21 protein-coding genes are annotated in these 26,955 nt (G+C 67.7%); 14 read left to right on the top strand and 7 right to left on the bottom strand.

Features of this window, described 5'->3' with window-relative positions; genetic code table 11:
- From ABEA10_RS40730 to ABEA10_RS40700, 7 genes are all read right to left on the bottom strand, one after another.
- Entirely contained in the window at nt 1–2,673 is a 2,673-nt protein-coding gene (locus tag ABEA10_RS40730) for a DUF1156 domain-containing protein (RefSeq protein WP_345473354.1), read from the bottom strand.
- Nucleotides 2,670–6,011, bottom strand: coding sequence for a helicase-related protein (locus ABEA10_RS40725; protein ID WP_345473351.1), 3,342 nt, complete (start codon nt 6,009–6,011; stop codon nt 2,670–2,672). Before ABEA10_RS40725 ends, ABEA10_RS40730 begins: the two co-directional genes overlap by 4 nt.
- A gap of 941 nt (nt 6,012–6,952) precedes the next feature.
- Nucleotides 6,953–7,618, bottom strand: coding sequence for a DUF2637 domain-containing protein (locus ABEA10_RS40720; RefSeq protein WP_345473350.1), 666 nt, complete (start codon nt 7,616–7,618; stop codon nt 6,953–6,955).
- Nucleotides 7,619–7,630: 12 nt separating this feature from the next.
- A complete protein-coding gene (locus ABEA10_RS40715; RefSeq protein WP_345473348.1) occupies nt 7,631–10,261 on the bottom strand; it encodes a hypothetical protein in 2,631 nt (876 codons plus the stop codon).
- Nucleotides 10,262–10,664: 403 nt separating this feature from the next.
- Complete coding sequence (locus ABEA10_RS40710) at nt 10,665–11,255, bottom strand: DUF2637 domain-containing protein (RefSeq protein ID WP_345473346.1); 591 nt, start codon at nt 11,253–11,255, stop codon at nt 10,665–10,667.
- Nucleotides 11,252–11,569, bottom strand: coding sequence for a hypothetical protein (locus tag ABEA10_RS40705; protein WP_345473344.1), 318 nt, complete (start codon nt 11,567–11,569; stop codon nt 11,252–11,254). The genes ABEA10_RS40710 and ABEA10_RS40705 overlap by 4 nt, the downstream gene beginning before the upstream one ends.
- A gap of 362 nt (nt 11,570–11,931) precedes the next feature.
- Nucleotides 11,932–13,383: an amidase gene (locus ABEA10_RS40700; RefSeq protein ID WP_345473341.1), complete on the bottom strand. Its 1,452-nt coding sequence runs from the start codon at nt 13,381–13,383 to the stop codon at nt 11,932–11,934.
- Nucleotides 13,384–13,859: 476 nt separating this feature from the next.
- Between ABEA10_RS40700 and ABEA10_RS40695 the strand changes: the two genes are divergently transcribed.
- The 14 genes from ABEA10_RS40695 to ABEA10_RS40630 all read left to right on the top strand — a co-directional run bounded on the left by ABEA10_RS40695 (nt 13,860) and on the right by ABEA10_RS40630 (nt 26,889).
- Nucleotides 13,860–14,654 (top strand): IclR family transcriptional regulator, encoded by a 795-nt coding sequence (locus ABEA10_RS40695; RefSeq protein WP_345473339.1) that lies wholly within the window; start codon nt 13,860–13,862, stop codon nt 14,652–14,654.
- A gap of 41 nt (nt 14,655–14,695) precedes the next feature.
- Nucleotides 14,696–15,175 carry a pyridoxamine 5'-phosphate oxidase family protein gene (locus tag ABEA10_RS40690; protein WP_329248259.1) on the top strand — a complete coding sequence of 160 codons (480 nt, stop codon included), beginning with the start codon at nt 14,696–14,698 and terminating at the stop codon, nt 15,173–15,175.
- A gap of 217 nt (nt 15,176–15,392) precedes the next feature.
- A complete protein-coding gene (locus ABEA10_RS40685) occupies nt 15,393–16,646 on the top strand; it encodes a M20 family metallopeptidase (protein WP_345473335.1) in 1,254 nt (417 codons plus the stop codon).
- Between the two features lie 50 nt (nt 16,647–16,696).
- On the top strand, nt 16,697–17,623 hold the full coding sequence (locus tag ABEA10_RS40680; protein WP_345473333.1) for an ABC transporter permease: 927 nt from the start codon (nt 16,697–16,699) through the stop codon (nt 17,621–17,623).
- Nucleotides 17,624–17,670: 47 nt separating this feature from the next.
- Nucleotides 17,671–18,855, top strand: coding sequence for a substrate-binding domain-containing protein (locus tag ABEA10_RS40675; RefSeq protein ID WP_345473331.1), 1,185 nt, complete (start codon nt 17,671–17,673; stop codon nt 18,853–18,855).
- 51 nt (nt 18,856–18,906) lie between these two features.
- A complete protein-coding gene (locus tag ABEA10_RS40670) occupies nt 18,907–20,424 on the top strand; it encodes a sugar ABC transporter ATP-binding protein (protein ID WP_345473329.1) in 1,518 nt (505 codons plus the stop codon).
- A gap of 232 nt (nt 20,425–20,656) precedes the next feature.
- Nucleotides 20,657–21,625 (top strand): ABC transporter permease, encoded by a 969-nt coding sequence (locus tag ABEA10_RS40665; protein ID WP_345473327.1) that lies wholly within the window; start codon nt 20,657–20,659, stop codon nt 21,623–21,625.
- Nucleotides 21,626–21,658: 33 nt separating this feature from the next.
- Entirely contained in the window at nt 21,659–22,717 is a 1,059-nt protein-coding gene (locus ABEA10_RS40660) for a sugar kinase (protein ID WP_345473325.1), read from the top strand.
- Nucleotides 22,718–22,746: 29 nt separating this feature from the next.
- Nucleotides 22,747–23,397, top strand: a complete 651-nt coding sequence (locus ABEA10_RS40655; RefSeq protein WP_345473323.1) for a bifunctional 4-hydroxy-2-oxoglutarate aldolase/2-dehydro-3-deoxy-phosphogluconate aldolase — start codon at nt 22,747–22,749, stop codon at nt 23,395–23,397.
- The gene (locus tag ABEA10_RS40650) at nt 23,394–24,272 is read left to right on the top strand and encodes an amidohydrolase family protein (RefSeq protein WP_345473321.1); all 879 of its coding nucleotides are present in this window, start codon (nt 23,394–23,396) and stop codon (nt 24,270–24,272) included. Before ABEA10_RS40655 ends, ABEA10_RS40650 begins: the two co-directional genes overlap by 4 nt.
- A 1-nt stretch (nt 24,273) precedes the next feature.
- A complete protein-coding gene (locus tag ABEA10_RS40645) occupies nt 24,274–25,419 on the top strand; it encodes a pyridoxal phosphate-dependent aminotransferase (protein ID WP_345473319.1) in 1,146 nt (381 codons plus the stop codon).
- 52 nt (nt 25,420–25,471) lie between these two features.
- A complete protein-coding gene (locus tag ABEA10_RS40640; protein ID WP_345473317.1) occupies nt 25,472–25,600 on the top strand; it encodes a hypothetical protein in 129 nt (42 codons plus the stop codon).
- The gene (locus ABEA10_RS40635; RefSeq protein ID WP_345473315.1) at nt 25,597–25,890 is read left to right on the top strand and encodes a Type 1 glutamine amidotransferase-like domain-containing protein; all 294 of its coding nucleotides are present in this window, start codon (nt 25,597–25,599) and stop codon (nt 25,888–25,890) included. The genes ABEA10_RS40640 and ABEA10_RS40635 overlap by 4 nt, the downstream gene beginning before the upstream one ends.
- A gap of 63 nt (nt 25,891–25,953) precedes the next feature.
- Nucleotides 25,954–26,889, top strand: coding sequence for a phosphotransferase (locus ABEA10_RS40630; protein ID WP_345473313.1), 936 nt, complete (start codon nt 25,954–25,956; stop codon nt 26,887–26,889).
- Nucleotides 26,890–26,955 lie beyond the last annotated feature (66 nt).

The following is a 26,955-nucleotide window of genomic DNA, read 5'->3' as shown; positions in this document are numbered from 1 at the left end:
TCAGAACAATTGGCCCGAGAACGGACCTGTGTGCTTGGCGGCGGCCTCGGACAGGCCTTCGCGATTGCCGGCCAGCCCTAGCAGCATGGTCCGTTCCCGATCACTGTCCGGAAGCGCCTCGGTCACGGCGGCGACCATCGCCCAAAATCCTGGCTCGTTTCCAGCGCCAGTCACGCCCAGGAGTTCAACAAGCTCATTGCGACGCCCCTGTTCGTGGAGTCGGCAAGCGGCGTGCATCACGTCGACGAGATTGGCGGACTCGCCGAGCTGGGTATGTTTGCGATCTCCTGGCCCGAGTAGCCAGTAGGTGACGTCTCCGCCGGAGCCCTGCTTCTTCACCAATCCATGATGTATCAATTCATCAAGGTCCAATTCGAACGCCCGACAAAGCATATATGCCTCGTCAGCGGGAATCGGCGCGCCGTCATAGGCCCAACGCCAGGTCAGGTAGAACAACGACTGGTCGTCCAACCTGGTCAGTGACTCGCCGCCGAGCAACCGTCGCATCGCGTGCCGGGCAACGGCCTGGCGTGCCAGCACCATGAGGTGATCGACCTCAACTTTCTCGCCAGACAGCCGAACGACCTGGGAGTAGCGGGCAAAGACCTCGAAGGCTGGGCCGACTGCGGAGACGAAGTAATCGGCGCCCGTAAGCTGCATCTCCTCGAAGGTAGCCAGACGCTCTTCAAGTCGCGCGTCGAGCTCACGGACCACGTCGTCATAAAAGCCCTCATCGCGCGCCTTGGCCTTTCGGCATACCAGCACCACCGAGGAGCCCAGCACCGCGCCGACGTTAGCGGTCGACCGCCCCTCTCGCTCAGACTGCATCGGCCAGGACGTCGTGACGATCAGCTCCGCACCTCGGAGGCCTTGGAGCAGCCGCTCCCAGGCCTTTACATCGGTGTGCGCAAACACAAGAGCTACGACACCGTCGTCGTTCACCACCCGGGCGACCTCGCTGAGCGCGCTCTGCAGACGCCGCTCGAACTCCTCATGCGAAATGTAGTCCGGAGAGTTCTTATCAGCGCGGTTCTCGATCACTTCCGCCCGTTTGGGCGTAAGTGGCGTCAGGAATAGTTCCGGATAGAGATGGCCTATGCTCCGCTTCAGCCAGACGTAGAAGAAATCCGAAAGGTCGCCATACTGGAACGCGTCATAGTACGGCGGGTCAATTATCACAGCATCGAACTCACCATCACGGAATGGAAGCTCTTGCGCGTTTGCCCGCTGCACCTTTGCTGGATTCCCCGCCGTCGCATTGCAGCAATGCACAAGGGCCTGCCTAATCCAGTCAATGGCCCCGCTCCAATTGCCTGGCCCATTAGCGAGGGGATCAATCTCCGTGAAGTCCCACGACATTCTGACAGACTGTTGAGGGAACGTATGAGTGACAAACTCGCCTGACGGCACCCATGTGACAAAGGTAGAGCCGTAGTCAGCGATTCGGTCGACTGCAAGACCGAGATAGGTGGCCAAGGCCTTAGCTCGGTCTGACGCCATCCCATCATCCAGCATCTGCTGGTGGGCTGCTCGTACTGTCTGGGCGAGAACCGCCAGCACATACTGCTGCCGCGGAGTAAACATCTTGGCCCAGGTGTCGATTCCGTAGGTGAGGTTGGGGTACCGGCGATACTGAGACCTAACGAGGTCTTCATCGGGAACTGCTGTGGTACCTTCTGGATACTCGTCCAGCCCCTCCAGGAGCTTGGCTGCCCGAGCTACCGAATCGAGCTCGGCAGCGGAGGGTTCACGGTAAGAGCGACCACCTTTCCCGCCCTCCATGACCGCATACAGGTACTGGCCGAATCCGTGCTCGCGGGCATAGGCACGCAATTCCTTGTCCGGCCAGGATGTGTCACAGACCGGGCAGGTTACAGTGACACTTGATCCCCGGCTGGTCTTGGTGCCTCGTGCCCAGTCGACGCCGTCCTTGGGTTTCCCCTCGGCTAGGCGCAACTCGATCCGGTCAGTTTTCACTTCATACTCGACGCGAACCTTACGGCGAGTGGAGTCTGCGAGCTTACGTGAGGAGATGATCGGTATCGTCCGTCCACAGCTTTGGTCGGCGCACGGAATGGTCCGAGCCCAGAAGTAGGCTGCCACTCTGCGCGCACTGCCAGCGCTGGGGTAGACCTCGGTCAGGTACTCATCGGCGCGGTCACGGACCCAATCGGCCCAGCGCACGAAATCATCGACGAAGGGTCTGTCGCCGTTTTCATCCTGAGCACCATAAATCGCCGGATATTCCAAGACACAGCGCTGGATAAGGTGGGCGACGGGATTGATGTCGGTGGCGGTTACATCACAGCCGAGCCTTACGGCCTCCAGTGGGATCGCGCCTCCGCCGGCAAAGCAGTCCAGGACTTTCGGTTTCCGGTCCGGCCAGGCCGCTTCCAGGGCAGCACGAAGCGACCTCATGTAGCTGGAGTCACTATTGGCTTTAGCGAAGGGCGCTGCCATTGCGATGGCGTGGAGCAACTGCTTGCGGCGACCGTCTTCACCGGGATCTGGAACGAGGCTGGCGAACACTACCGCCCGCGACATCGCGAGGGGGCGACGCGCCCACCACAGGTGCATGGTGGAGATGTGGCCGTGCCGAAGGTGTTTTTCTCGAGCGGACTCTTTGTTGACTTCGGCGAGTGGGATCTGTTCTTCGATCAGGGTATGGTTCACGAGACCTCTGCGGCGTCGATCACTGGCTGGGGGGCGACCCCGAAACGCACATCCAGATGGGGCTGGATGCTGTCGATCAGGGCCTTGGCCGGGTTCTGCACCCGATAGAGCCGCGGGTTGCTCGTGGCACAGTCTAGGACGACGTACAGCCAATAGTCATCGCTGAGCTCAACCGCCTTGGCGTATTCTGACCAGGTGAGCTCGACACCGCCTATGCCAGCACGGCCCTTAACCTCGATACAGCGTCGGCTGATACCCCGAACCGACAACAGGTCGAATCCAACGTTGTCTGCTTCGACGGATTTAACGAGGATGGCGCCGCTTGCGTTCTCGTGGTCAATCGAGACTTGGACGGCGATGTGCTCGACCTCCGCGTTGCTCAGTCCGGCACGATCGCCATCGCTGCGGCGCTCGACGGTGGCAGGGTGCGGAGTGATCAGGCAACTTGCCAATATGCGCACCGGACCGCGACGGACATTGCGGCCGCGTAGGGCCTCACCAAGGCGCAGGCTACGGCGCTCTTGCGTCTGGGCCTTGGCCAGCTCTGCCTTGCGAAGCCGTCCCTCAGCACCGGGTAGTCGCCGTGCCACCTCGTCATCGATTTCGAGAATCTCCTGGTCCTGCCTCGCTAGAACCGCGCGGAATGACCTTTCGAGGAAGTCCTCTTGGACGTTGGCGACTTGCTCTCGTTCGGCCTTGGCCTGCCGGTAGCGGTCCTCGAAGACGTTCTTCCGGGCCCAGCCCACGAGCTGATCGACATCATCGAGCTCCGTAGGCTCTACGACTGGAACTCTGTACTCCGCGGGGACGAGGTCGTACAGGAAACGGCGGGAGGCGTCCCACCCCGCTGGCTGCTCGGTGATGGTGGCCAGCGAGCGGTGGACCACGTCTCCGTTGCCGTCCACTGCGTCTCCGGTGAGAACGTGCAGCAGCGCGGGTGAGTCCAGATCAGGGTCATGGAAGACCGCGCCGCGAACGAGATCAGCCTCGGTTCGCTCGATGATGTAGTCGACCAGAGCATCGAAGAGCGAATGCCCTGGGCCGCACAGTTCGGCTGGCGGCGCACCCTGCTCAATGTCCGCCGTAGCTGGTCGCATGGCCACGGTTTTGTCGAAGGTCAAACGCCGGTATTCCGGCGCGATCAGGCGGGTGGCATCGCCGACCCGCGAACGCGCTACAAGGATGTCGGGCGTGCGTGTAACTCGCAGCGTGCCCGGGTCGAGCCGATCGGCCACCTGGCCACCCGCGTACACGATGGCATCGCGGAAGAAACGTTCCAGGTAGTGCGGAGGGAGGCGGCGTTCCTCGGCTCGGTTCGCACGGTCCCGCTCGGCTTGCCAGTCGATGTGCGCGGTCGCCAGCGCGCGGTCGAGAAGTTCTTGGGCTCGCTTGACTGTGTCGGCGTCGAACTCATCGGGATCCGCGCCGAAGGTATCGGCAGCCTCGTCCGGGGTGAGGCTGCCAGCAATGACGCTTTCCAGTAGATCCCGCAATCGATAATCGGCGAAAACCTCGCCGATGACATCGAAGACAGGGTCACCCAGCGACTCACTCATTCGCTTGAGCTTTCGAAGCAAAGTCTCCAGAACCTTGCCCTCACGCGTGTTGGTAGCCACCAGGTTGAAGATGTGAACATCTTCGGTCTGGCCAATCCGGTGGATACGCCCCATCCGCTGCTCCAGCCGATTAGGATTCCACGGGATGTCGTAGTTGACCATGAGGTGACAGAATTGCAAGTTGATGCCCTCGCCTGCCGCCTCGGTAGCGACCATGATCTGGGCACGCTCCCGGAAGTACCGCTCCGCCTCGATCCTTTCGGCAAGCTTGAGTCCACCGTGGATGACTGCGACCTCGAAGTCTCCCGACAGCCTGTCGACCAGGCAATCCAGGGTGTCCTTATGCTCGGTGAAGATCAGCAGCTTCTTAGTCTGGTCATCACGCAAGCCCTGTTTGGCGACCAGGTCTAGGAGCTCGGTGAGCTTTCGCTCGCTTCCCTGTTGCTCGACCTCTTGGGCCTGAGCGAACAGCGGACCGAGTGCCTCGAGTTCCATCTCCAGCTCTGCCTCGGTCTCCGGCAGCCACTCCTCAAGTGCTCTCTCCTCGCGCCTCCAGATCTCCTCCTCGCTGAGGTCAGAGACGTCGTCACCAGAGGCGAGGGCCGATTCACGGAAATCGCGACGCCGGCGCAGGTACTCGGCCGGGTCGTCCAGTGCTTTCTCCAGCCGATCAATTCGCCGTTCCAGCGTGCGGCGGATCGCCCGTACCGACGACGCGAGCCGACGCTGCATGGTGGTCAGAGCGAACCCAGCGGTAGAGCGGGCACCCTCCCCCCGAATCTCTGCGAGCTCTTTGGAGACGAAGTTGGTGACGGCCTCATACAACGCCCACTCAGCACCTGAAAGTTCATAACCAACCGTATGCGGGTGGCGGCGCTTGAACAGCTTCTCGCCTCGTAGGTCGACCATCTGCTCTTTGGAAGTCTTGGAGTAGTGCCGCGGATTGAGCTCTATGTTTTGGGGACAGCGGTCGCCGTAGGCATCGGCATCCAGGAGGCGCAGCAAGCCCCAAAGGGACTCGTTCCGACCCGAGTGGGGCGTCGCCGTCAGCAGTATCAGGCGATGCGCCTTGGTCGCGATCTGTTCAGCGGCCTTGTATCGATCGGACTTCTTCGACACCAGCCCCTTGCGGTCGACCTGGAGAGTGAACCCATGAGCCTCGTCGATGATCGCCAAGTCCCACTCTTTCTCCGCAGCGGCGAAGGTAGCGGCGACATCTTCGGTTTTCAGGAAGTCCCGCGAAACAATCACGATGTCGTGGACGTCCCAAGGGTTCTGCGTAGGGACGGCGTCGAACACCGCGCGGTCGAACTGGACCGCGTCGACATTGAATCGGTCCGCCAACTCCCGCTGCCACTGCGGACGCAGGTTAGCCGGCGTGACGATCAGGATCCGGTCGGCCGCTCGGCGCAGCTGGAGTTCCTTGATGTAGAGCCCCGCCATGATCGTCTTACCAGCGCCCGGGTCGTCAGCCAGCAAGAATCGAAGCCGCGGCTGCTCAAGGAAGTGCCCGTAGACCGCCTCCAGCTGGTGTGGCAGTGGGGCGATATTGGACACCGCCAATGCGGCCATATCATGCTGGAAGCCGATACTGATCCGACGCGCTTCAACTCCAAGACGGAACCCCACAGGATCGCCATCGAATGCCCGTGCGTCCCCGGAATCGATGACCTGGACCAGCGAAAGCTCATCTTCGGCCAGCGTGATCTCATCGAGACGGCCGGCCGCACTTCGGTACACGAAATCCCAGAAGGGCCCAGGCTTCACCTGAAGCAGGGTCACTGGCGAAGTATGTCCAGGAAACATCACTCGCGCGTCGGGTCGCAGCAACCTTGGATCATGTGCATCCGACGACCCCACTGGCCCCCCTCTCCCTGACCTACAACCCCCACAAGTCTCGCGACACCACTTCGTCGACTGAAGGCCATATAGATCACAATGTGATGAAGCTGCCGCCACCTGCGCGAATACATGGAAACACCCGCTATATATGACGAGCGGCAGCCTCACACGGTTTACGGCCTACAGTAGGGACTACCGCTAGCGACATGCGGCACTGACGACCCAACGGTGAATCCTCCAGCGCCGGCCATGCATCGGTCGCACCGCGGAGCTGTCGTAGTCATTTCCACGTCAATAGCGACAGGATTTGAATGAGACGCAGTTCGGTTACATCGGCGGACGGTCACACGGCCCCTCCCGAGCGTGGGACCGAGCCGGGGAGTGTCTACTTGCGAACCGACTCAAGCCTCCCCTTACTCCTTTAGGGCGATGGCGATCCGGTCCCTTACCGGTCCTGACCGACCATGCACTTGGGCATAGGCCCAAAGCAGGACGTCCAAGCTGTGGCCGGCCCCACTCTGCTACCTGCCTTGCCGTCAGTGGCTAGGTGGTCCGCGACGCAAGTTTCTCGAGGATTGGTGGTCGGTGGCCGAGGTAGAGGTCCCAGGCGCGGTCGAGGGTTTCTGGGGCTGCCCGGCATCCCGCGTAGCGGGGCGCCCTTGATAGGCGAAGAGCGAGTCTTCACCGGCTCGATCACGCCGTTGGCTACGCTGGAGTAAATCCCTCACGCCAACGCGGGCGGAGTGAGCACCGATGCCTACGCTGAGCCGCTCGTGCAGCCCAGGCGGCGCAGCTGGTAGATGCCGCGTGGCATCAGCCGAAGACGAATTCAAGAAGTCCCTGCACCCAGGTCGGTAGTGCGCAGGGACTTCCGCCCCCGCTCACGCGGGTTGCTCGATGATCCGCTTCACTTTGCGGCGGTCAATGTTGAGTTCGCGTGCGATGGCTCTTTGGCTGTCGCCCGCATCGTGCCGCGCTTGTACCACTTGCTCCAATGTCGGTGTCTCGGCTGGATCGGGTGGTACGTCGGGTTCAGCCGTCGTCGCAGCGTGGTTCTCAGGTCGGTCTGCGACCGGTTTCACAGTGGTGCGGTGCTCGGCTCTGATGAGAGCCATGAGCAGTTCGTAAGAGCCGACCAGCGCCACGGCGGGCCATGCGCTGACCAGGGCACCGACCGGTCCATGCCCCAGGCCGTGCGCCAGGTTGGCACCGATGGTGGCGACGATCCCCACGCCGAGGCTCAACTTGGCCAACGCTGGTACCGCCTGGCGCCGGCGGTTCGCGTCGAGCATCACCATCGAGGCGGCCCAGATAAGGCCGTCCACGGTCAGCGGTACCGGACGCGCCGGGGGACCGGCCTCGCCGTGTGCGACCACCAACTCGTACGCGTGGCGGTAGGAGATGACGGCGGCGAACACGGCAACGGCCATCACCGTCGGAACCGTGGTGATGCGGATGAGCCGCGACTTCAGCAGCGCGTCCAGCACTTCCCCGTACAAACCCGCACCGAGTAGACAGGCTCTGCGGCCGACCTCGTCGACCCGCACGCCCCATTCTGGTCAAATCAGATCGGCCCAGGTCCAAGCTGCGGCAACGCTTCCGTCCGGCTCTCGTCCGAATGTGAATCGCTCGCGATTCGTACCGAACAGGATGAAGTTGGGAAAACCTCCGGCCGCCGGCAGTCGTTGGACGATCATCGCCACTTGCTCTACTGCACCCACCTCACGCAGCGCTTCCAGCAGCCAATCCACGCCATGCGGGTCTCCAAGGGCGACATGAGCCGCGGCGCGTCGCGCCAGCGCCGTCACGTGTTCCTCCGCCTCCACAGCGTGCAGGCTCAGCAGCAGCTTGCCCACGTGGTAAGGATTGTCGAGTGGAACGTTGGCGGCGGGTTCACGCGCCAGCAACACCGCCACCTGCTCTACTGCACCCACCTCACGCAGTGCATCCAGCAGCCGACGCACGCTATGCGGGTCCTCAAGCGCGACGTGAGCCGCGGCGCGTCGCGCCAGCGCCGTTACCTGTTCCTCCGCCTCCACAGCGTGCAGGCTCAGCAGCAGCTCGCCCACGCGGAACGGGTTATCGAGTGAAACGTTGGCGGCGGGATCACGCGTCAGCAATACCGCCACCTGCTCTACTGCACCCACCTCACGCAGCTCAACTAGCAGCTGGCCCACGCGGAACGGGATATCGAGTGAAACGTTGGCGGCGGGATCACGCGCCAGCAACACCGCCACCTGCTCCTTCGCCTCTACCCTGCGCAGGGCCCTCAGCAGCCGTCCGACGTGGAGAGGGTTATCGAGCGCCACTCGAGCGGCGGCCCATTCGGCGGCCTGGCGGTCGGCGGAGCCGAGCTCCTCCACAAGCCGGACGAGTTTCACGGCAGCGGCACCGTCGCCAAGGGCCGTGGCGTTCTTATAGAGCTGGGCTGCGTCGCGAGAAAGGCCCCGTCCCCAGGCGGCATCACCGAGCGCACGCAGATCGGTTGCGTCGGCGTGGGCGGCCAGGGCCGTCCAGAAGCCGATCGGTGGAATGTGCTCGGCGCGGTGCAAGCGGCCGTGTTGGTCGAGGTAGTCCGCGAGCCGATACTGCTGCCCCGGCATCGGTTCGGGGCCCTGCCGAGAGAGGGAACCCGCCGATGTAGGGCGTCGATTGCGAGCTGGCCCAGGCTTAATCGGGGTGAGGATGCCGGGAATGCCGTTGCACGGCGTCGCGACGTAGTCCAGAGCGCTTTGCAGCCAGTCATCTGCGGTCTGGTCCCACTGGGCGTCGGTCAGGTAGCTCGGAGCGGCTGCGGCCAGCAGGGCCAAGGGCAGGTGGGGTCCGCAACCGAGCCGACGGGCGTCCATCGCGGCATGGATAAACGCCGCGGTTGCCGGGCTCGCCTTGTCGTAGCGGTCCATCAAGACAGGGACCCCAGCCAGGTACTGGGTGATCTGGCCGTCCCGGGCATCATCGGCGGCTTCGGCGAGCCGCGGGTCCTGGCCCGTTTGTGCGGACAGCGCGCGCAGGTCCTCAGGGGTGAAGGCGTCCGGGACGGTGATCGCCTGCCCAGCCAACAGCTCCCGGGCCTGGGCATGGACGTCTGGTTTGGCGGGGGTCGTCAGGGCGGTCCAGTACTCTGGCCACAACGTGGCCAGGATCAACACCGGGCCTCGGCCGACATCGCGGAGTAGGTCCCGCAGGCTGGCGGCGAGGCGTTCTCCCAAGCCGTTGGTGCCGGTGTCGAGGTAGAACTGGGCTTCGTTCAACCAGATCACCGTGTAAGCGCCGACCTGGTCCAGAGCAGCGAGCGCAGCCTCGGCCGGGGTCGGGTGGATCGGATGCCACAGCCGCCACGGTTCGGGACGCTCCCGTAGTGGGCCGAGGGCTTCCCAGCAGGCCCGGGTCTTCCCGGTCGAGGACCCGCCCACCAGTACCGCGATACGGCTCTCGCCCGCAACGACCTCACGCACGACCTGCGCCAAGCGCGCGTCGTGTTCACGCGGAACATAGGCCGGGAGCACGCCTAGGCCCACGGGTGGGTTCTGGAGCTCGACCGGCCGGTGGACCTCCAGCGCGAACGGGTCAGCCAGTTGAGCCAGGAATAGCCCGACCGGGCTGGCCGACGGGGACGGCGGCTGGGCCTGGGCACCGATGGTGATGTCGCCGTGGACCGTGCCGACCTGCACGGCGTTGGTGAGGTGATCGCCGTTGATCGTGTTGCTTGTCTGCCCTCGATCGGCTGCCGTCTGCTGGGCGGCGGTCAGGACGTCGAGGTTGCAATGGATCCGGTCAAGCTTGAGATGCGCCCCCGCCAACGCGGCGCCGACATCGTCGAACCGTTCTCCCAGACCGGCTAGCCCGGTGGCGAGTTCGGTCTGCAGGACCCGATCGCCGTGCTCGATAGCGGCACGCGATGCGGTCTGCGATGCGCCGATAGCATCGAAGATCAACGCGAGTTGTCCCTGCAGAACCACGGCCCGACTGTCGCCGGCCTCCAGCACCTGTTCGAATCGCTCGGCCAGCCACTCCTCGATCTCGGCCAGGCTCGGCTCATGCCCGCGGAGATACTCGACGCCGTCCTGCAAGATCTCGGTGATCACATTCGCACCCACCGACGCGGTCGCCGCCCCGGTAACCAGCAGCGCCGAGTCGGTGTTCCCAGAGATGAGCAGTGGCGCATACGCGCCCGTCGCCATCATCACCATCAACGCCCGCGGCGACCACCGATGCGTCCCCGGCCCAGCCAGCCATCGGCGCGTCCGCGCCCACACCCCGTCCCGCATCGCTTTGACCGCAGCATCCCCATCACGATCGACACGCGGGACGCTGGCTGAGTCGGGAGGTGCGCCAGGTTGCTCGGAGGGGTCAATGTCCACCGACCATCACATACCACCCGTCCGGACCGCAGCTCCGAAACTGGCCACTTGGATCAGATCAAAACCCCATCCTGCGACACGCCGAAACTCTACCTCTCGCCGTCAGAGCGCTGTAGGAGGCCGTTGCCGACGGCAACGCAGCCGACATAGACGCGGTGTGCCCGCTGGGTCAGCCGAGAGACGGGTGCATGAAGTCCCTAGGCCTAGGTAGGAAGTGCGCAGGGATTTCCACTCACGCGGCTTGCTCGATGATCCGCTTCACTTTGCGACGGTCGATGTTGAGTTCGCGTGCGATGGCTCTTTGGCTGTTACCCGCGTCGTGCCGTGCTCGTACCACTTGCTCCAGCGTCGGCGCCTCAACTGGCTCGGGCGGTACGTCGGTTTCAGCGGTTGGCACAGTGTGGCTCTCGGGTTGGTCTACGACCGGTTTAGCAATGATATGGTGCTCGACTCTGATGAGGGCCATGAGCAGTTCGTACGAGCCGACGAGTGCCACGGCGGGCCAGGCGCTGACCAGGGCGCCGACCGGTCCATGTCCCAGCCCGTGTACCAGGTTGGCACCGATGGTGGCGACGATGCCGACGCCGAGGCTCCACTTGGCCAGTGCTGGTACCGGCTGGTGCCGGCGGTTGGCGTCGAGCATCACCATCGAGGCGGCCCAGATGACGCCGTCCACGGTCAGCGGGACCAGCCGTGCCGTGAGACCAGCCTCGCCGTGTGCGACCACTAACTCGTACGCGTGGCGATAGGAGATGACGGCGGCGATCACGGCGACGGCCATCACCGCCAAGGCCGTCGTGACGCGGATGAGCCTGTCGATCACCAGGCCTCCTCGCCACGCGCCCGCGACCACTCCTCGGCGCTGACGGCGCGTAACTCGCTGGAGTCGCGGAAGCAAAGCGGATAGAGGAGGTTCTCCGGCGCATCCCCGTGGGGGATATTCGGGTCAGGTTCGGCCAAATCGGCGGCCTCTACGACGACGCACCACTCGTCCTCGCCGCACCGGCTCACGATCGAACCGGGCAGCCACGCCCACGCACTCCGGTCACGCTCCTCGGCGCCGAGCGGCGGGTACCAGGCCAGCACGGTGCATCCTTCGGGGAACCGCGGCGCGTTCTCGATGTTCTCGCTTGTCATGGGGACTCCTCTCCCGCCCGGGGAGGGAGCCGCAGGGGAGCCAATCAGGGGAGCCAATGACTTCCGGCCACCCTCGACCCACCGCGACTCCCTCAGGGCGAAGTCGCAGGTGAGGAGCTCCCCCTTCGACTTAGCTCGACCTAGATCTACTCATCTGAGTTGCTTCGGGACGAAGAGGTCGTGGGTTCAAATCCCGCCACCCCGACCGGCTCAAAGCCCCCTTCCAATCATGGAAGGGGGCTTTTTGGTGTCCGTACAGCAGCGGAGTACGGCAACGCCTACGAATCGAATTGTCGGCCAAGCCGCTTGAGGGTCTTCTCGTGGGGGGCCTTGCCGTATCCCGGCCAGCCGGCCGGTACGTCTTACTTCGGTGCCTGGAAGCCGCCGGTCTTCTGCTCGAGCAGTTCGGCCAGCCGCAGCGGGGTGCGGTCCTCGAACATCGGACCGATGAGCTGCACTCCGACCGGCAGGCCCTCGGGGGACCGGCCCGCGGGTATGGCGGTGGCGGGCAGGCCGGGCATGGTGGCCAGGCCGGCCCAGACGAGCTGGTCGAAGTACGGGTACTCGGCGCCGTCGATGTCGATGTGCCGTTCCAACGGGTTGGGGTTGTGGTCGTGCGGGAACGCGGGTGTCGGCGTGATCGGGCACACCACGGCGTCGAACTCGGCGAACAGTTGCCGCCAGCCGTGGCGGTGGACCTCGCGGCGGTTGTTCGCCTCCATCCAGTCGCCGTGGCTGAACAGCATGGCGCGCAGCCGCTCGGCGTCGAGACTCTGGTCGTCCGCGCTCAGGCCGGCGACGCGGGTCCGCAGCCGCTCGTGCGATTCAATGGGAAAACGCGCGACGGAGCCCGAAATCAGCAACTGCATGTAGAGCGTCGCGGCTTCGGTCAGATCGGGCAGCAGCGGACTGTGCCGTTCGACGCGGGCTCCCCCGTCGACGAGCGCGGCGGCCACCCGGTTCACGCCCGCCCGTACGGCGGACCCGGTCGGAATGAGCGGATGCTCGTCGAGGACCAAGACCCGGAAGTCGCGGAGCCGCTCGTGGCGGGCGGGCGGCAGTGCCAGACGGTGCGCCACGCCGAGCGTCAGCGGGTCCGGTCCGGCCATGACGTCGAGCAGGAGCGTGAGGTCGCGGGCGGCGCGCGCCATCGGACCGACGACGGCGAGGTCGAGGTCGACCGGCAATGCCGGCGCAGACGGCGGGACCATACCGCGGTTGGCCGCCAGTCCGAGCGTCGGCTTGTGCGCGTAGACGCCGCAGAAATGCGCGGGGGTGCGCAGCGATCCGGCGATGTCGGAGCCGATGGACAGCGCGCCGAACCCGGACGCCAGGGCCGCCGCCGACCCGCCGGAGGATCCGCCCGACGTTCGACCGCTATCCCACGGGTTGGTGGTGGTGCCGTAGATCTCGTTGAAGCTCTGTATATCTTGCAGCCCCAACGGCACATTGGTCTTGCCGAGCACCACCGCGCCCGCGGCCTTGAGCCGCGACACCTGTACCGCGTCCTCGGCCGGCATATAGTTCCGGTGCGGCGGCATGCCCCAGGTCGTGGGCAGCCCGGCGATGTTGTACGACTCCTTGACCGTCACCGGAACGCCGAGCAGCGGCCGGTCCTCACCACGTGCGCGTGCCTGGTCGGCACGGTGTGCGGCGGTCCGCGCACGGTCGAAGTCCGGCACGCAGATCGCGTTGATCACCTCATCGTCGCGCTCGATGCGGGCGATCGCCTGGTCGGTCAGTTCCACTGATGTCACCGCACCGGCGCGCATTGCGGCAACGAGTTCTTCGGCCGTCTGAAAGCTCCATTCCATGAATGCGAAGCTATCGGCCTGCCAATGAGGGCACGAAATTCCGGTTCGCGCAACGGAAAGACCGAACGGACCACCTTCACCGGCGAATTCGCGCAATCGCTCCATCACTGAAAGTGACCAAAAGCAGGTCACAGCGTCGACAGTGAGCCGACTTCACCCGCGCAGGCCATGAAATGCCGCATCGCGCAACAGGATGTATGTCTCAATTCTTGTCCGCTGACCGCTGGTATTACCGGTCGCCCATTGAGCTTTACCCAACACATGGCTTGCCGACGGGCGATTGTCGTCAGGTTTCTGAACGTCCACTCATGCCGCCGATCGCGCACTCGGGGTTCTCGAGCACAGCTCGAGGAGCCGGGCGTCGTGTAGATCCACAAGTGGCGTCCCGAGTCGACGCCCATCGGCCTGGTCAGGGGACCATCGCGCGCGCGATCCACGGTTGACGGCATTCCGGACATACCGCTACCTTCGCCGGTGTGGACCCTAAGTCCAAAACCTCGAACGAGGCCACCGGCTCGGCGAAGGCGCTCGTCAAGGGCATCGCGCTCATCGATCTCCTTGCCGCCGCCCCGCAGGGTCTCAGGCTCACCGACGTCGTCCGCGAGGCCGAACTGCCCAAGGGCACGGTCCTGCGACTGCTCGACACGCTGCTGGACGCGGATCTGATCCGTGAGATGGACGGCGTCTACCGGCTCGGGCCGAGATGTGCGGCGTGGGGCACGGCGTTCCTCGACGGTCTCGAACTCCGGTCCCTGGCCAGAGACCTGCTGGAGAGACTGGTCGAGATCAGTGGTGAGACCGCGCACCTCGGCGTCGTCGACGGGACGCGAACCCTGTACATCGACAAGATCGACAGTCCGCACTCGCTGCGAATGTTCTCCCGGGTCGGGCTGCGCAGCCGGCTCTACTGCACGGGCCTGGGCAAGGCGCTGCTGGCCTTCTCCGGTGATGCGCTGGTCGACGAGGTGATCGCGGAGGGGCTGGCCCGGCTCACCGAGAACACCATCACCGACGTCGAGGAGTTGCGTGCCGAGATGGCGCGTATTCGCAGGTCGGGCTATTCGATCGACGACGTGGAGAACGAGGAGGGCGTCCGCTGCACCGGGGCGCCCGTGTTCGACCACAACGGGGAGGTCGTGGCGGCGATCAGCGTCGCCGGGCCCATCCACCGGATGACCCGGGAACGGCTCGCCGACCTGGCACCGAAGGTCGCCGAGGCGGGACTTGAGCTGTCGAGCCGGATCGGATTCGCCGGGCGGCCGGGACGTTGAGCCCCGCGGCCCGGCCTCAGGACGGCCGGAAGGAGAACACCATGGCCCAGACGGACAACGGCGACGAGAGCTGGCGCGGCAAGGTCGGCGCGCTGGAGTCGGACGAGATCACCGCGTTCCTGGCCGAACCTCATATCGCGCGGCTGGCGTGCCTCGACGACGAGGGATGGCCGTACGTCGTGCCGTGCTGGCACGAGTGGGACGGCTCCTCCTGGTGGGTGGTCCCGCGTGCCAAGTCGGTGTGGGCCCGGTACCTCAAGCGCGATCCCCGATGCGCGATCACGATCGACGAGGCCGGTACCCAGCGCAAGGTGGTCGCCCAGTGCACCGCACTGCTGGTCGAGGAGCCGAATGTGGGTGGCGCCTGGGTGCCGATCGCCGAACGCATGTCGTCGCGTTACCTGGGCGGCAACGGGGCCGCCTACCTCGATCCCACCCGTGACCGGCCCCGCTGGCTGTTCCGGCTGCACCCGCGCCGGCTGACCACCTGGCAGGGCAACGACTGGGCGCCGAAGTACTGAGGTGCCCGGCGTGCCGCCCGCATAGCGTCCTGACGTCCCGCCCGGGGGTGTCCTCACCGCCGGGCGATGACGCATGCCCTCGTACGGGTCGGCGGACGCCATCGAGACCCGCGTTCATCAGGCGAAACGTTACGGTTAACCCTTGACTGCTTTTAGATGACGCCCCTAATGTGGCGCGAAGTTTGGACTAGAGGTCCACTTCCCCCCGGAGTGCGTCATGGCAGGCAGCAGATTCCCCTCGTCCGTCGTCGAGTTGACGTCGGAACTCGTCTCCGCCGCGAGTCCGAACCCGCCCGGTGACGAGACGGCGGTGGCGGCGGTCATCGCCCGTGCGCTCGCGGACCGCGGCCTCCCGAAGCCGGTGACGATCAGTCGCGCCGCGCATCGTCCGAACGTCGCGGTGACCCTCGACTTCGGGCCCGGCGGCCGGCACCTGTGCCTGTGCGGGCACATGGACACCAAGCCGGTCGGGGACGCGGAGTGGCGCGTCGACCCGATGCGCGCGACCATCGACGGCGATCGCCTGTACGGTCTCGGCTCCGCCGACATGAAGGGCGCGCTCGCCGCGATGATCGAAGCGGCGGCCGCGCTGGTGTCGTCCGGCCCGCGCGCCGGACGACTGACCCTGCTGTTCACCGCCGACGAGGAGGACGGCGCGTCGTACGGCGCGCGGTTCCTGGCCGACGGCGCGCTGGCCGAGGCGGGGGTGCCCAGGCCGGACGCGGTGGTGATCGGGGAGCCGGGCGGCCTGGACGCCGATTGGGACCTGCTGCATCTCGCGAGCCGCGGTATCGCCCGGCTGCGCCTCACCGTGACCGGTGACCAGGGACATTCGAGCCTCGCCGCGCGGACCGGCGCGGTGAACGCCTCCGTGGAGGCGGCTCGCCTGCTCGCCGCGTTCGCGGACCGGTTCGATCCCCGGGTGCCTGCTCGTGAGGGCGCACCACACGGGTGGGAGGCGACGGTCAACGCAGGTCTGCGCATCGGCGGAGGCGTCGGGTACGGCGTCATCCCGGGAGAGGTCCACTTCGACGCCGAGGTACGGCTGTTGCCCGGAATGAGCCGGGCCGACTTCGAGGCGGATCTCGAGTCGTTCCTCGACGCCGAACGGCTGGCGAACCCGCGGCTGCGGGCGCGGGCGGCCTTCGACGAACCGCCGTGCGACTGGCTCGACGGCACCGAGGTCGTCGCCGACCACCCGGTCGCGGAGGCCACCCGTACGGCACTGGCCGAGGTACTGGGGACCGCACCGGCGGACAGCGTCTTCCCCGGGACCACGGACGCCGCCTGGCTCCAGGGCCTGGCGGGCCTGCCGACGCTGCCCGCCGTCGGACCCGGCCTGCTGGCCCGCTGCCACGGCGCCGACGAGTGGGTCTCCATCACCGCGGTCGAGCAGGCCGTACGGATCTACCGGGAGATCGTCATGAACTACTGCGCTCCGGCGGCCGGCTCCGGGGAGGCCAGCCGATGACGGCGGCCACGCAGAGCGTCACGGACCGCTCGTCATTCGCGGGGGCACGGATGAGGATCGTGACCTCGCTCGGCGGGATCGTGATCGTGCTGGTCGCGGCGGCGATTCTCACGCCGTCCTTCTACGGTTCGGCCAACCTGAACGATCTGTTCCGTCAGATCGGCTTCATCGGCGTCGCCGCGATCGGCCAGACGTTCGTCCTGCTGGTCGCCGGCATCGATCTGTCCGTGGGGGCGATGCTCGGTCTCGCGATGGTCGTGTCGGCGCAGCTCACCGGTGGTCACAACGACGCCCTGGCGGTCGCGGTGCTCGCCGCGCTGGGACTCGGACTGCTGGGCGGAGCCCTGAACGCCGGCCTCGTGGTGGGCCGCCGGGTGCCGCCCTTCGTGGCCACCTTCGCCACCTTCACCCTGATCGAGGGCGGCATCAGCGCCTGGACCAAGGGCTCACCGAGCGGCCAGGTGCCGCCCGGGCTCAGCTGGGTGGGGGCCAAGAGCATCGCCGGCGTCCCCACCCCGATCCTGATCTTCGTCGTGCTGCTGGCCGTGGCCGCGTTCGTGCTCGGCCGCACCTCGTACGGGAGGCGGGTCTACGCGACCGGCGCGAATCCCGCCGCGTCCCGGCTCTCCGGTGTGCCGGTCCGCGCCGTGGTCACCTCCACGTACCTCATCAGTGCCGTCCTCGCGCTGATCGCCGGCCTCATGACCTCCGGTTACACCGGATATGTCGACAACTACCTGTCGCACAACCTGAACCTGGACTCGATCGCCGCCGCCGTCGTGGGCGGCACCGCGCTGACCGGCGGGAAGGGCGGAGTCGGCCGGACGACGATCGGCGTCGTGCTGATCGCCGTGCTCATCGACTTCCTGGGGCTGCTCGGCGTCGGAAACGCCGGCCAGCTCCTGATCGAGGGTGCCGTCATCCTCGGCGCGGTCTGGTTGCAGGGCCGCGGCCGGTCCGCGGCGCAAACAGGCTGAGCCTCGGCTCGCGTGCCCCGGGCACCGTCCCCCAGCAAGGAGATCGCATGAAAGCCCACCGAAACCCCGCTCTTTCACGGTTCGCCGTGCTCGCCTCGACCGCCGCTCTCGTCCTCGCTGCCAGCGCGTGCAGCACCTCCCGGCAGGTCGGTGGCTCCAACTCGGCCGCGGCGCAGGACTGCGGCGGGAAGTCCACCGCCCAGAAACAGATCGACGCCGTCTGGCAGAAGGCGGGAGCCAACCTGGGGCTGTCGGGCCTGCGGCCCGCGGAGACGAACGTCTGTCAGGTCGACACGAGCAAGTACAAGAAGAACGGCCCGTACACCATCGCCTATGCGTCGCAGGGTCCGACCAACTCCTGGGCGATGGAGGCCGACTACTTCATCAAGAACGAGGCCGCGAAACAGCACGCGAAACTGCTGTACGCCTCGGCCAACGGCGACGCCGGCACCCAGGTGAACAACATTCAGGACCTGCTCGCGCAGAAGCCGGACGCGCTGATCGTGCAGCCGATGGGCTCCTCCGTCGTGGGTCAGGTGCGGCAGGCCGCGCAGCGCGACATACCGGTCGTCGTCTGCACCGGGCGCCTGCCCGACGGCACGCCGGGTGTGGTCTCGACGGTCGGCCGGTCCTATGAGCTGCAGGGCACGCTGCTGGCCACCTGGCTGGCGAAGAAGATCAACGGTAAGGGCAGGATCGCGATCCTGTCCGGCATCCCGGGCGTGCCGACCACCGAGTACGAGTACCAGGCGGCGAAGAAGGTCTTCGCGGGTTACCCCGGCATCCAGGTGGTCACCCGCCAGTACACGCACTGGTCGCCGACCGAGGCCAAGAAGGTCGCCGCGCAGCTCGCGGTCCGCTACCCGAACCTGGACGGGATCTGGACGGACAGCGGCGTCAGTGAGACCGGCGTCATCCAGGCCTACCAGGCGGCGCACCAGAAGATCCCGCCGATGACCGGCGACTCCTCGAACGCCTTCCTCCGCGCGGCCTCGACCGCCTCGGGGGTGCAGTTCGCGCAGTCGGCCTACCCGCCCGAGCAGACCAGGACCTGCCTCGACACGGCCGTCTCGGTCCTGCAGGGCAAGAAGGTGGCCAATGTCGTCGAGGTGAACTCGGCCGTCTACACCAACGCCGAGCTCGCCAAGTACTACCGCAAGGACTGCACGGACAACCTGTGGATCCCCACCGAGCTGACGATGGCCGAGGCGAAGAAGCTCAAGGTCTGCTGAGCCGGCCGCGGTCCCTGAGCCGGACCGCCCACGATCGAGGAGGTGAGCGGCATGCCTGAACGGGCGCCGCTGCTGGAGGCGCGCGGGATCACCAAGTCGTTCCCCGGCGTGAAGGCGTTGCAGGGCGCCGACCTGACCTGCGAGGAGGGGAGCGTACAGGCGGTCGTCGGCGAGAACGGCGCCGGGAAGTCGACCCTGATGAGCATCATCACCGGGGTACGGCGTCCCGATGAGGGCCGCCTGTCGTGGCGCGGCGAACCCCTGGAGCTCGACAGCCCCGCCGAGGCGCTCTCGGTGGGCATCGCGGCGGTGTACCAGGAGCTCACCATCCTCCCGTACCTGTCGGTCGCCGACAACGTCCTGCTCGGTCAGGAGATCGCCCGGCGCGGTGTCCTCGACCGGGCCGCGTCGCGGCGCCGGGTCACCGAGGTGCTGACCGAGCTCGGGCTCGGCGACCTCCGCCCCGACGTGCTCGCGGGCGAGCTCTCGGTGGCCCAACGACAGCTGCTCGAGATCGCTCGGGCCCTGGTGCGCCAGGCGCGGCTTCTCATCCTGGACGAACCGTCCGCGGTGCTCTCCGGCGACGAACTGGAACGGCTGTTCGCCGTGGTGCGGCGGCTTACGGCTCAGGGCGTGTCGATCATCTACATCTCTCACCGGCTCGACGAGATCGAGGAGATCGCCGACCGGGTGACGGTGATGCGGGACGGTGCGGTGGTCTCCAGCGGACCCGCGAGGGAGTACGACCGGGCCCGCATCGTGCGGGAGATGGTCGGCCGGGACGTCGACCAGACGTTCCCGGAGGCGGCCGCACCTTCGGAAGACGTCGTTCTCGACGTCCGCGGGCTGGTCCTTCCCGGCACCGAGCCGGAGGGGATCAGCTTCTCCGTCAGAGCGGGCGAGGTGGTCGGGCTCGCCGGGCTGATCGGCTCGGGACGCAGCCGCATCCTCCGTGCGCTGGCCGGGCTGGAACCGGTTCACGGCGGAGAGGTCCGGATCAACGGCCGTCGCCTGGGCCGAGGCGGGGTGCGCGCCGCGATCCGGCAGGGAGTCGTGCTCGTCCCCGAGGAACGCAAGGTCGACGGCCTCGTCCTCGACCTGCCGATCTCCGCGAACGTCACGCTTCCCGTGCTCTCCCGCATCGGGCGTGGCGGGGTGCTGGGCCGTGCGGCCGAGCGGGCGATGGCCGAACGCGCGGTCGAGCGGCTGCGGATCCGGACCTCGAGCGTCGACCGGCCCGTCGGTGAGCTGTCCGGTGGCAACCAGCAGAAGGTCGTCCTCGCCAAGTGGCTGGAGACCGATCCGAAGGTCCTGCTGCTCGACGAGCCGACCCGCGGCATCGACGTCGGCGGCAAGGCCGAGATCTACTGGGCGATCCAGTCGCTGCGGGAGGCCGGCCTGGCGACCGTCCTGGTCTCCTCGGAGCTGCCGGAGCTGCTCGGTCTGTCCGATCGGGTGCTCGTCTGCCGCGACGGTGCGCTGACCGCCGAGCTGGCCGGGGAGCAGGCCGACGAGGAGACGGTCATGTCCCATGCGTTCGGCGAGCTGGAAGCGGACACGAGCCGATGATCCGCGACGTACACGGGAGCGAGGACTCATGACCGAGCGAAGCGAGGGAATCGAAAACACGCCCCTGTGGTCACGCCCTCCGACGAAGGAGGACTCATGACCGAGCGAAGCGAGGGAATCGAAAACACGCCCCTGTGGTCACGCCCTCCGACGAAGGAGGACTCATGACCGAGCGAAGCGAGGGAATCGAAAACGCGGCCCTGTGGTCACGCCCTCCGACGAAGGAGGACTCATGACCGTACAGGCACTCGGTCGCCCGCACGAAGCACGCAGGCGGCTCGCGTCGATAGGGTCGAACGGCACCGTCGTCTGGCTCGTGTGCCTCCTGCTGGCGATCTTTCTCGCCGTTCGCAACCCGGGGGTCTTCCTCGGCCAGGAGAACATCGCCAACCTGCTGTCGCAGACGGTCGTGCTCGCCTTGGTGGCGATGGGCGAGATGCTCGTCATCCTCACCGGGGGCATCGACCTGTCGGTCGGCTCCATGGCGACACTCACGGCGGTGCTGACCGCCGGGCTGATCGACGGCTACCCGATCCGCGTGACCCCGGTCCTCATCGGCGTCCTCCTGATCGGCGTGCTGACCGGCGTCTTCCACGGGTTCCTGGTCACCAGGGCGCGGATGGTGCCCTTCGTGGTCACCATCAGCACGTTCTACCTCTTGGAGGGCATCGCCTACGCGTACTCCTCCACCCCGGTCGGCGCGATCCCCGACGATCTGGCCCGCTTCGCCGTGCTGAACGTCGGCCCGATCCCCGTGATCTTCATCATCGTGCTGGTGATAGCGCTCGCCCTCGCCTGGGGGCTGTCGCGTACCCGTCTCGGCCGGCACATCTACGCCACCGGAGGCGACCCGGCCATCGCCCGCAGCGCGGGAATCAACGTCACGCGGGTCACCATCACGTGCTACGCGATCTGTTCCGCGCTCGCCGCGCTGGCCGGCTTCATGCTCGCGAGCAAGGCGACCGTCGGAACCCCGTCGGCGGGCACCGGCCTGGAACTCTCGGCCATCACCGCGGTCGTGCTCGGCGGGACCTCGATGTTCGGGGGCCGCGGAAAGATCGTCGGAGTCGCGGGCGGGGTGCTGCTGCTCGCCCTGGTGGAGAACACCTTCACGCTGCTGCACGTCTCGAGCTTCTACCAGGACCTCGTGCGCGGTGCGGTGATCGTCGCGGCGGTCGCGGTGTTCACCCGCAAGGACTGAGCGCTTCCCACCACGATGCCAAGAGGACGGACAGTGTCATCTCCCTTCACCGCTGCGGACCCCGCCCCCCGGCCGGGCCCTGGACCGGAGCCGGACCCCGCAGGTCCGCAGCCCTCGCGGGGACGCGTCGTCGGAATCGGTGAAGCGCTGATCCGTCTCACCACCCCCGGGCATCTCCGGCTCGAGCAGGCCGGCACGCTGGAGGTCTCGGTGGGCGGAGCCGAGCTCAACGCCCTCATCGCGCTCGCGCAACTGGGTTACTCCACCGAGTTCGTCACCCGGCTCCCGGACAATCCCCTCGGGCGGCGGGTGGCCGAACACGCGCGGCGGTTCGGCGTCGGCGTCTCAGCGGCCTGGGAGACGGACGGACGTCAGGGGTTGTACTTCGTCGAGCCCGGCGCCCAACCCCGGGCCACCGAGGTGCTCTACGACCGCGCCGGGTCGGCCGCGTGCGGCCTCGCCCCCGGCCAGGTCGACTGGGCCGCGACTCTTGCCGACGCGCGGGCGCTGCACTCCACCGGCATCACCTGTGCCCTCGGGCAGGGCCCCGAGGACGCGCTCGCCGAGGCGTTCTCCCACGCTCGGGAGGCCGGCGTCACCACGAGCTTCGACCTGAACCACCGTTCCCGGTTGTGGTCGCCGGATCGGGCCGCGGCGGCGTTCCGGCGCATGGCACCGCTCGCCGACGTCATCTTCGCCTCGGCCCACGACCTGGCGCTCGTGCTGGGCCGCACCGGCGAGCCGGACCGCCTGGCGCAGGAGTTCCGCGCCCTGGCGGGCGGCCCGGTCGTGGTGCTGCGCGACAGCACGCGTCCCGCCCCCGACCGGGTCAGAGTCCAGGTGACGGTCGTGGCGGACACGGCGGTGACGGGAGCGCCGGCCGAGGCGGAGGTCGTCGACGCGTTCGGCGCGGGCGACGTGGCCGCCGCCGCGTACCTCGCGGCCGCACTCGCCGGGACGGACGCGGCCATGGCCGCCGGCGTGGCCGCGCGAGCCTGCGCCCACATGCACACCGTTCCCGGTGACGGCTGGGTGCTGCGGGCCGGCGAACTGGACCCGGACTACGGCGACGGCCGCCGGATCCTGCGATGACACGGTCTCGAACCGAGGAGGAAACACCAGTGGACACCAGCCGTCCGACGGCGCTCGCCGAGACCGAGGATCGCATCCGGGCCGGCCGAATCGTGGCGGTGCTGCGGCTGCGGGACCACCGGCATGCGGTCGAGGTGGCCGAGACGCTGGCCGAGGCCGGCGTGACCGCGCTGGAATTCACCCTCGACCATCCGGACTCCCTGGCAGCGGTGGAACGGGTGGCCGCCAGAATGCCCGGCACGATCGCCGTCGGGGCGGGAACCGTACTGAGCCCGACGCAGGTCACGGCCGCGCGGGACGCGGGCGCGCGGTTCGTCGTGTGCCCCCATACCGACCCCTTGATCATCACCACCGCGATCGGTTGCCGGCTGGCTCCGCTCCCCGGGGTGACGACCCCGACGGAACTGCTCGCCGCGCAACAGGCCGGGGCGCGTCTCCTCAAACTCTTCCCGGCGGGCCCGCTCGGCATCGGCTACCTGAAGGCGCTGCGAGGACCGTTCGAGCACGCGGAACTGGTCCCGACCGGCGGGGTGGAGATCGACGCGATCGGCGACTGGCTGGCGGCCGGCGCGACCGCCGTCGGCGTGGGATCGTCGCTGGTGGACCGTACGGGCGCACTCGACGGGCTGGCCGACCGCGCCCGGCGCGCCGTCGCGGCCGCACACGGCGGTGCCTCGTGATCATTGATGCCCATCTGCACGTGTTCGCCGCGCACTCGCCGCGCCGTCCCCGGACGGTGGACGAGCTGGCGCCGGCCGAGCGCACCGCGCCGATCGAGGACCTGACCTCCGTCATGGCCACGGCGGGTGTCGACCGCGCCGTGCTGGTGCCGCTCGGCCCCGAGGACGACTATGTGACCGAGTGCCGGCGCGCCCGTCCCGGCACCTTCGTCACGGTCGCGGTGGCGGACGACGAGACGACCGGACGGCGGCCGGGGCTCGACCCGGTGGCGAGGCTGCGTGAGCGGACCGAGACCGCGGGCTTCGCGGCCCTGCGCATGAACTGGCTCGGCGAACCGCGGCTGCCCCTCACCGAGTCACCGGCGTTCGGCGTCCTCCGCGAGCTCGCCCGTACCGGAACGGTGCTGTGGTTCTACGCCCCGCCCGAGCAGCTGCCGCTGCTGGCCGAGGCGGTGAGGGCGTTGCCCGATCTGCCCGTCGTGCTGAATCATCTGGGCTTCTGTCCCGAGAACATGACCGTCGACCCGCATGGCCGGCCCCGGTTCGACACCGTCCTGCCTCCGCCGACGCTGCCCGCCGTACTGCGCCTCGCCCGCCATCCGCAGGTCCGGGTCATGTTCTCCGGGCAGTACGCGTTCTCGCACCGCGCGTACCCGTACCGGGACCTGGACCCGCTCGTCGGCGAAGTCTTCGAGGCGTACGGGGCGGACCGCCTCATGTGGGCCTCGGACTACCCGTGGACACGGGACGTGCCCGGCTACGCGTCGCTGCCGGCCCTGGTGGAGCACCAGCTTCCAGGGCTCACGGCAACGGAGCGAGCGGCGGTGCTCGGTGGCACCGCGAAGAACCTGTTCGCCGACATTTGGGGGAAATGACATGTCCGTACCGGCAGCGACCGCCGCGACGATGCCACGATCCGGCATTCGTGAGGTCATGGACCTCGCCTGGGCGACACCGGACTGCATCCACCTGGAGGTGGGAGAGCCCAGCTTCCCGACTCCGGCGCACATCGTCGAGGCCGTCGCCGATGCGGTCCGCACCGGCTGGACGAAGTACGTCCCGAACGCGGGCATCGGCGAGTTGCGCACCGCACTGGCCGAGAAGATCGCCGTCCACAACGGGTTCACGGTGTCCCCGGACCAGGTGATCGTGACCAGCGGCGGCATCGGCGCGTTGTTCACCGCGATGCTCGCGGCCGGGGAACCCGGTCAGGGGGTTTTGATCCCGGACCCCGGATGGCCCAACTTCGCGATGATCGCCCAGCTCCACGGACTTCGGGCGCAGCCGTACCACCTGCGCGCCGAGGATGGCTTCCTGCCGACCGTGGAAGCCCTCGCCGCCGCCGCGGACGCGGGCACGCGCGTACTGATCCTCAACTCGCCGTCCAACCCGCTCGGCACGATCACCCCGGCCGGCCGCCTGCGGGACATCCTGCGGTTCGCCGCGGAGCGGGACCTTTGGGTGATCTCCGATGAGTGCTACGACGCCATCACGTTCGACGACACGTGGACCAGCACGGCCGCGGTCGGCGAGCAGGATCGCGTCATCACGGTCGGCACCTTCTCCAAGACCTATGCGATGACCGGGATGCGGGTCGGCTACGCCGTCGTCCCGCCGGTGCTGTCACCGGTGCTGGCCAAGCTCCAGGAACCGACCGTGGCCTGCGTGAACGCCGCCGCCCAGCGCGGCGCGCTCGCCGCGCTGCGCGGACCGCAGGACGAGGTGCGACGGATGCGCGACGCCTACCGCGAACGCCGCGACGCGCTCGCCGCGCTGCTCGACCGGCTCGGCGTGCGCTACATCCGGCCGGCCGGCGCCTTCTACATGTGGGTGGAGATCGCCGACCGCGCCGACGACGCGCACACGTTCGCGATGGAACTCCTCCGCAAGCGGGCCGTCGCGGTCGCGCCCGGCACGGCGTTCGGCGCTTCCGGCGAAGGCTGGGTCCGCCTGTCCCTGGCCACCGACCTCGACACCCTGCTGGAGGGCGCTCGCCGTCTCGCCGACTTCACACTCGGCTGAGGCGAGTTGTTCACCGCCTGACCGGCCGGCCGCATGCGACAGAATCGGGGCCATGCGGATGCTGCTGACCTCGAACGGACTGGCCAACGACACACGGCGACAGGCGTTTGCGGAGTTGCTGGGCAAGCCCTGCGCCGAGGCCCGGGTCGCCGCGATCGTGACCGCCTCGCCGGCTCGATGATCTTCAGCCGGCACTTCGACGAGCGGGCGGCCGACCTGCTCGGTGACCTGGCCGACCTCCACCTCCTCGGCGAGGAGCGGATCAAGCCGGCCTGCCCGCTGTTCGACTGGTACGTCAAGCCGCACCTCGACTCCCCGTCCTTCCCCAGCCGCGACGAGGCATGGGCGGACCGGCTGGCGGCGAGCGTGGACTTCCCGCTCTACCTGCTCGACGACGACTCGGCGATCCGGGTCCGCGGCGAGGAGGTGGACGTCGTCTCGACCGGACGCTGGCGGCTGGTCGGGGGATGACGGCGCCGAGCCTGCCGCGAAAATCGGAGGACACCGGCGGTCGCCTACGGTCAGGATGGCGGCATGACGATGCACCCCGACCAGCTCCACGTCGACGCGCAGACCGTCCGCCGGCTGGTCGAGGCACAGTTCCCCCAGTGGCGCGGACTGCCGGTCACCGAGTTGCGCACGCCTGGGACCGTGAACGCGATCTTCCGGATCGGCCACGACCTGGCCGCCCGCTTCCCGCTGGTCGGTGACGACCCGGCGCAGGCCCGCGCGTCGCTGGTGGCCGAGGCCGAGGCCGCGCGTGAGCTGGCCGACGCCGCCGCCGTGCCCACCCCGGAGCCGGTGGCGATCGGCGAGCCGGGCCCGGGCTATCCGCTGCCGTGGAGCGTCCAGACCTGGCTGTCCGGCCACGACGCGACGGTCGAGGACCCCGCAGGGTCGAACGCGTTCGCCCATGACCTGGCCGGGCTCATCGCCGGGTTGCGCGCCGACGATACCCGTGGGCGACGCTTCGGCGGCACCGGTCGCGGCGGGCACCTCCCGGACCACGACCAGTGGCTCGAGACATGCTTCCGGCGAAGCGAGGACCTGCTCGACGTACCCCTCCTCCGGCGGATCTGGGCGGAGCTTCGGACGCTGCCCGAGGTCGACGAGGACGCGATGTGCCACGGCGACCTCATCCCGCCCAACGTCCTCGTCGAAGACGGCCGTCTCGTCGGCGTCGTGGACGGCGGCGGCTTCGGCCCGGCGGACCCGGCGCTCGACCTCGTGGCGGCCTGGCACCTCCTCGACGAGACCCAGCGCGGCATCCTCCGCCGCGAGCTCGGATGCGGCGACGTCCAGTGGCGGCGCGGGATGGCCTGGGCGTTCCAGCAGGCGATGGGGCTGGTCTGGTACTACCTCGACTCCAACCCGACGATGAGCCGGTGGGGCAGGCGCACCCTGGACCGCATCGTCGATGCCTGGACCGCGTCCCGTGGGAAGGCGGAACTGGAGCCGACCGGCACGTGAGCTCGCTGGTCCCGGGAAAATCGTCGTGCTGGGGTGATCCGGTGCTCCCTCCGGCCCGTCCAAGGG

Origin of the sequence: Actinoallomurus oryzae, assembly GCF_039541955.1 — a bacterium.
GTDB lineage: Bacteria > Actinomycetota > Actinomycetes > Streptosporangiales > Streptosporangiaceae > Actinoallomurus > Actinoallomurus oryzae.
Note: the sequence above shows the minus strand (reverse complement) of the source record. Positions and strands in the feature narration are given on the sequence as shown.

Coding starts and splice junctions, on each gene's coding strand:
- ABEA10_RS40700 (WP_345473341.1), bottom strand. CDS start 13,383: ATGGAATGGAGCTTTCAGACGGCCGAAGAACTCGTTGCCGCAATGCGC.
- ABEA10_RS40680 (WP_345473333.1), top strand. CDS start 16,697: ATGAGGATCGTGACCTCGCTCGGCGGGATCGTGATCGTGCTGGTCGCG.
- ABEA10_RS40630 (WP_345473313.1), top strand. CDS start 25,954: ATGACGATGCACCCCGACCAGCTCCACGTCGACGCGCAGACCGTCCGC.
- ABEA10_RS40635 (WP_345473315.1), top strand. CDS start 25,597: ATGATCTTCAGCCGGCACTTCGACGAGCGGGCGGCCGACCTGCTCGGT.
- ABEA10_RS40645 (WP_345473319.1), top strand. CDS start 24,274: ATGTCCGTACCGGCAGCGACCGCCGCGACGATGCCACGATCCGGCATT.
- ABEA10_RS40685 (WP_345473335.1), top strand. CDS start 15,393: ATGGCAGGCAGCAGATTCCCCTCGTCCGTCGTCGAGTTGACGTCGGAA.
- ABEA10_RS40675 (WP_345473331.1), top strand. CDS start 17,671: ATGAAAGCCCACCGAAACCCCGCTCTTTCACGGTTCGCCGTGCTCGCC.
- ABEA10_RS40670 (WP_345473329.1), top strand. CDS start 18,907: ATGCCTGAACGGGCGCCGCTGCTGGAGGCGCGCGGGATCACCAAGTCG.
- ABEA10_RS40715 (WP_345473348.1), bottom strand. CDS start 10,261: ATGGTGATGATGGCGACGGGCGCGTATGCGCCACTGCTCATCTCTGGG.
- ABEA10_RS40640 (WP_345473317.1), top strand. CDS start 25,472: ATGCGGATGCTGCTGACCTCGAACGGACTGGCCAACGACACACGGCGA.
- ABEA10_RS40705 (WP_345473344.1), bottom strand. CDS start 11,569: ATGACAAGCGAGAACATCGAGAACGCGCCGCGGTTCCCCGAAGGATGC.
- ABEA10_RS40665 (WP_345473327.1), top strand. CDS start 20,657: ATGACCGTACAGGCACTCGGTCGCCCGCACGAAGCACGCAGGCGGCTC.
- ABEA10_RS40690 (WP_329248259.1), top strand. CDS start 14,696: ATGGCCCAGACGGACAACGGCGACGAGAGCTGGCGCGGCAAGGTCGGC.